General features: G+C 71.1%; 3 protein-coding genes and 1 pseudogene. All 4 read left to right on the top strand.

Annotated features, from left to right (window positions below):
* Positions 1-223 precede the first annotated feature (223 nt).
* The 4 genes and pseudogenes from VXC91_RS42400 (at position 224) to VXC91_RS42385 (ending at position 4,840) form a co-directional block, all read left to right on the top strand.
* Positions 224-1,402 carry a peptidoglycan-binding protein gene (locus VXC91_RS42400; RefSeq protein ID WP_329512688.1) on the top strand — a complete coding sequence of 393 codons (1,179 nt, stop codon included), beginning with the start codon at positions 224-226 and terminating at the stop codon, positions 1,400-1,402.
* 89 nt (positions 1,403-1,491) lie between these two features.
* Positions 1,492-2,637 carry an SPFH domain-containing protein gene (locus tag VXC91_RS42395; RefSeq protein ID WP_329512687.1) on the top strand — a complete coding sequence of 382 codons (1,146 nt, stop codon included), beginning with the start codon at positions 1,492-1,494 and terminating at the stop codon, positions 2,635-2,637.
* Between the two features lie 118 nt (positions 2,638-2,755).
* Positions 2,756-3,379: a lytic polysaccharide monooxygenase auxiliary activity family 9 protein gene (locus VXC91_RS42390; RefSeq protein WP_329512686.1), complete on the top strand. Its 624-nt coding sequence runs from the start codon at positions 2,756-2,758 to the stop codon at positions 3,377-3,379.
* A 239-nt stretch (positions 3,380-3,618) separates the two neighbouring features.
* Positions 3,619-4,840, top strand: a pseudogene (locus VXC91_RS42385) (AMP-binding protein).
* Positions 4,841-4,905 lie beyond the last annotated feature (65 nt).

Here is a 4,905-nt window from a genome sequence, read left to right as displayed (position 1 = left end):
CTGCCGACCCGGAGAACTCTATCCGACACCGAGGGGTGTTCCGGCCGCGGATGCCGCGTGGCCGCGCCCGTCCGGCGGCGCCCCGTACCCCCGGAGGAACGGCACGCGTACATCATTCGGGCCGTCACCCCACGATTCAGGTACACAGTTGGGGAAAGTGACGTACATGCAGAAAACAGGACATATCATCCCGGATGTGAACAGGGAGTGTGAAGGGCATCGCATGGAGACTCCGGTGTTCGAGGAATTCGAACCCAGGACCGGCTGCGCGTGCGCGGGCTGCGTCCACGGGCGCCGCGCCGTCTCCGTCTCCTCCCGCTCCAGGCGGACCGGCTGTCTGACGGTCCGCAAGGCCGTCGCGTTGGCCGCCGTCGCCGGCGCGACGCTGGCCGCGGGCCAGGCGATGCCCGTGGCCGCGGCGGCCCAGGTTCCGCTCCGCCCGGGTGTCCCCACGGGCGACCAGCCGCCGGACACGCCGCAGGGCCGGACGGCGCCGCTGCACGGCAGCGGTGGGGTGTCGGCCCCTGCCCTGGCGCCCGCGGCGACTCGCGCCCAGATCATCAACCGGGCCAAGGTGTGGGTCGCGGCCAAGGTCCCGTACAGCATGGACGACTACTGGTCGGACGGTTACCGGCAGGACTGCTCGGGATTCGTCTCGATGGCCTGGAACCTCGGCAGCAACGAATGGACGGGCAGCCTGGACAAGTTCGGCGTCCGCATTTCCAAGGAGGAGATGCAGCCCGGCGACATCCTGCTCTTCCACAACGCGGCCAACCCGGAGCGCGGCTCCCATGTCGTCATCTTCGGCGGCTGGACGGACTACACGCACAAGAAGTACACCGCCTACGAGGAGACCCCGCCGAGGGCCCGGAAGCTGGCCACTCCGTATGCGTACTGGACCAATTCCAGTCGCTATGTGCCCTACCGCTACAAGAACCTGACCGAGAGCAAGGCCGCCGAGGGCACGGACGAGCAGCCGCCGGCGAGCGCCGGTGTCCCGGGCGTGCCCCCCGGCTACTCGGGCGGCGCTGTGGCCGGTTCGGGCGCGGTCGCGCTGCCCGGTCCTTCGGCCTGGTCCCTGGGACAGCAGGAGGGCGCGGTCGCGTCCGCGGCCGGTGCGTCCGCCGTGGCCGCCGGATCGCGGTCCGTCTCCCCGGGCGGCGTGCCCGACTATCCGGGCCCGGGCATGTTCCGGCCGGGCGCGGACAACCCGTACATCACCCGGCTGGGTCGCCGGCTGATCGAAAAGGGGTTCGGCAAGCACTACACCGAAGGTCCCGGGCCGCGCTGGGGCGAGTTGGACCGGCGCAGCGTCGAGGCGTTCCAGCGTGCCCAGGGCTGGCGCGGTGGTGCGGCCGACGGCTTCCCCGGGCCGGAGACCTGGCGGCGCCTGTTCTCCTGACCCCTCTCCTGCAGTTCCGTTCCCTCTCCCGGTCCGTATCCCGACGCACCGTGCACGACGATTGCCGGCGCGGAGGCATGGAGGCACGTATGAACACGAAGACATCGCAGAACCCGGAGCCCGAGGGGGCGCCGGAGGAGGTCGGCACCCCGCCCGCGCGGCTCATCCAGAGCGAGTCGACCACCGAGATTCCCGTCCATCTGCTGTTCCGCGAGGACTCCGACTCCGGCGCGCCGCCCGTCTCGCCGGCCGTGGTGGGACGGCGGCTCGGCACCGGAGAACAGCCGCGGGTGCGTCCGCAGGCCCCGCCGCGCCGCCAGCCGCCGGACGTCGACCCTCAGCTCGTCGAGCGGCCCGCATGGGTGCTGCCCGGGATGCTGGGCGTGCTGGTGGGGCTCAGTGGCGCGGTCGGCTGCGGGGTCGTCTCGTGGTGGGCGGGCTTCGTGTCACCGGCCGCCCTGCGCCTGCTGGAGCTCCCCGCGTCGGATTCGGTGGGTCTGGGGCGCCCGCAGGTGGCGGCGTACATCGGTGCGGGTGTGCTCTTCTTCCTCGGCTTCGGCGGACTCATGCGCGGGCAGACCGGGGGTGCCTGGGTGCTCAGTGTGTTCGGGCGCTACCGGGGTACGACCCGCCGCACCGGCCTGATGTGGGTCAACCCGCTGGTGCTGCGCCGACGGGCCGACGTGCGGCTGCGGCACTGGCGCAGTGAGCCGATGGCCGCGGTCGACGCCAACGGGCTCGTGCTGAAGGTGGTCGTGCTGGTGACCTGGCGGGTCAACGACACCGCGCGCGCCGTGCTCGGCATCGACGACCACGAGACCTATCTGCGCGAATGCGTCGAGTCCGCGCTGGCGCGCGTGCTGCCCCAGGTGCCGGCCGATCTGCCCGGGACGACGGCCGTGGTGAGTCTGCGCAATGTCGAGGCGGTCGGTGACGCGCTGACCAGGCTGGTGGCCGGGGAGGCGGAGCCGGTCGGCCTGGAGGTGTTCGCGGTGCAGCCGACCCGGATCGAGTACGCCCCCGAGGTCGCGGCGCGGATGCAGCGCCGCCGTATCGCCGCGCTCGACGTCGAGCACCGCGACACGGTGCTCAGTTCGCTCGTCGACTCGGTGGAGGACACGGTGATCCGGCTGACCACTCGGGGCCTGGTCGAACTCGACGACTACGAGCGCAAGGCCCTGGTGAAGGACCTGACGGTCGCGTTCTACACGGGGCGCACCGGCGACGGGACGTGAAAGCGAGTTGAATTGGTATGGACATGCTCAACTCTCGGCAATAATATGGGACTTGGTCTAGACCGGAACACTGCGCGCACGGCTCACGGAACCCCCCACATCCTCCAGGAGCGGCAGCATGCGCATCCGTACGACCAGGAAGGCGAAGTGGTACGCGGCCGTGCTCGGCCTCGCCACCGCGGGCACGTTCGTGCTCTCCACGGGCGGTGCCAGCGCCCACGGATACACCGACCAGCCCCTCAGCCGGCAGAAGATGTGCGCCGCGAACGGCGGCATCGTCTCCGGCTGCGGCGACATCCAATGGGAGCCGCAGAGCGTCGAGGGCCCCAAGGGCTTCCCGGCCGCGGGCCCCGGCGACGGACAGATCTGTTCGGCCAACCACACCAACTTCGGCGCGCTCGACCAGCCCCGGACGCCCTCGGGCACCGCCTGGCCGACGACCAGGGTGACGGGCGGGCAGGGCTACACCTTCCGCTGGCAGTTCACCGCCTCGCATGCGACGACCGACTTCAAGTACTACGTCACCAGGCAGGGCTGGAACCAGAACCACGCCCTGACCCGGGCCGATCTCAACACCACCCCGTTCCTGACGGTCCCGTACAACGGTCAGCGTCCGCCGTCCACTCTCAGCCACGCCGGCACCCTGCCGACCGGGCTGAGCGGGCACCACATCATCCTCGGGGTGTGGACGATCGCGGACACGGCCAACGCGTTCTACTCGTGTGCGGATGTCACGTTCTGACCGGTGTTCCGTCCCGGGGGCTCGGCTGCTGACCTCTCCTTGAGGCGCACCGGCACCCCGGGCGGCTTACGCTCCACGCACGTCGGCATGAGCATGACGGCGTGCGTGGAGTCGTACCGAACTCGGTGGAGTCATGGACCGCTCCTTCTATGGGGTGCCCGGTCTCGTCATGAGCGGCCGTGCGTCCGGCGGGTTCCGGGTCTCGCCATCTGACGGTGTGTCAGTTATTCTGCGCCCCCATGGAGGCCACGAGGGGTACCGTCGCGGAGCTGGTACGGCAGGGGTGGGGGGACCACCGGACGGGGCTGTGGTTCGAGGGTCGGGCGCTCACCCGGCACGAGGTGGCGGCGGGCGCGGCGGCCCGGGCGGCGCTGTTCGCCGATCTGCTCCCGCCGTGCGCCGAGCCGCACCTCGGGGTGCTGCTGGACAACACGCCCGAGTATCCGTTGTGGCTGAGCGCGGCGGCCCTCGCGGGTGCGGCCGTCGCCGGGATCAACCCCACTCGCCGCGGGGCGGAGCTGGCCCGAGACATCCTGCACACCGAGTGCCGCGTCCTGGTCACCGAGCGCGCCCTCCTCCCTTTGCTGGACGGGCTCGACCTCCCGGGAGTCCGGCTGCTGGTGACCGACACGGACGCCTGCGCGGACCTCGTCGCCGGATACCAGGGGGCCGAGCCGGAGGACTCGTGGGCCACCCCGGCCGACCGCCTCCTGCTGTATTTCACCTCCGGTTCCACGGGCGCGCCCAAGGCCGCGATCTGCACCCAGGGACGGCTTGCGGCGGCCGGCCGGTCCCTGGTCCGCCACTTCGGGCTGGGTGCCGACGACGTCCACTACATCTGCATGCCGATGTTCCACGGCAACGCGGTCGTCGCCGACTGGGCCCCCGCACTGGTCTCGGGTGCCGCGATCGCGCTCAGGCGGCGCTTCTCGGCCTCGGGGTTCCTGGACGATGTTCGCGCCTACGGGGCGACGTACTTCACCTATGTCAGACGTGCCGTGAGTTACGTCCTGGCGACGGAGGAGCGGCCCGACGACCGGGACAACCCCCTGCGGCTGGGCTTCGGCAATCCTCGCCCGGTACGAGGGCGCCGTCGCGGTGGCGGTGTACGCGGTGCCGGATCCGGTGGCGGGGGACCAGGTGATGGCGGCGATGGCGCTCGGCAGCGAAGGGTTCTTCGATCCGGATGGCTTCGCCGCTTTTCTCGCCGCTCAGCCCGATCTGGGGACGAAGATGGCGCCCCGCTTCGTACGGGTCGTGGCGGGCCTGCCGGTCACCGCCACCAACAAGATCCACCGGGTGGGGCTACGAGGGGAGGGTTTCCGCTGCGCGGATCCGGTGTGGTGGATGCCACCGGGGCAGTCCGCCTACCGGAGGCTCACCGAGGAGGACGTGGCCGGGCTCGTGGCCGATTTCCCGGCCCGCGGGCGGGAGGAGCTGCTCTTCCGCCGGCCGTCGTAAGACCTGCCGGCACGTCCGTCGGAGGACGAGAAGAGGCTCCTCGCCTTCGCGAGGAGCCTCTCGTC

This window comes from Streptomyces chiangmaiensis (assembly GCF_036281785.1).
Classification (GTDB): Bacteria; Actinomycetota; Actinomycetes; order Streptomycetales; family Streptomycetaceae; genus Streptomyces; species Streptomyces chiangmaiensis.
Note: the sequence above shows the minus strand (reverse complement) of the source record. Positions and strands in the feature narration are given on the sequence as shown.

Coding starts and splice junctions, on each gene's coding strand:
- VXC91_RS42400 (WP_329512688.1), top strand. CDS start 224: ATGGAGACTCCGGTGTTCGAGGAATTCGAACCCAGGACCGGCTGCGCG.
- VXC91_RS42395 (WP_329512687.1), top strand. CDS start 1,492: ATGAACACGAAGACATCGCAGAACCCGGAGCCCGAGGGGGCGCCGGAG.
- VXC91_RS42390 (WP_329512686.1), top strand. CDS start 2,756: ATGCGCATCCGTACGACCAGGAAGGCGAAGTGGTACGCGGCCGTGCTC.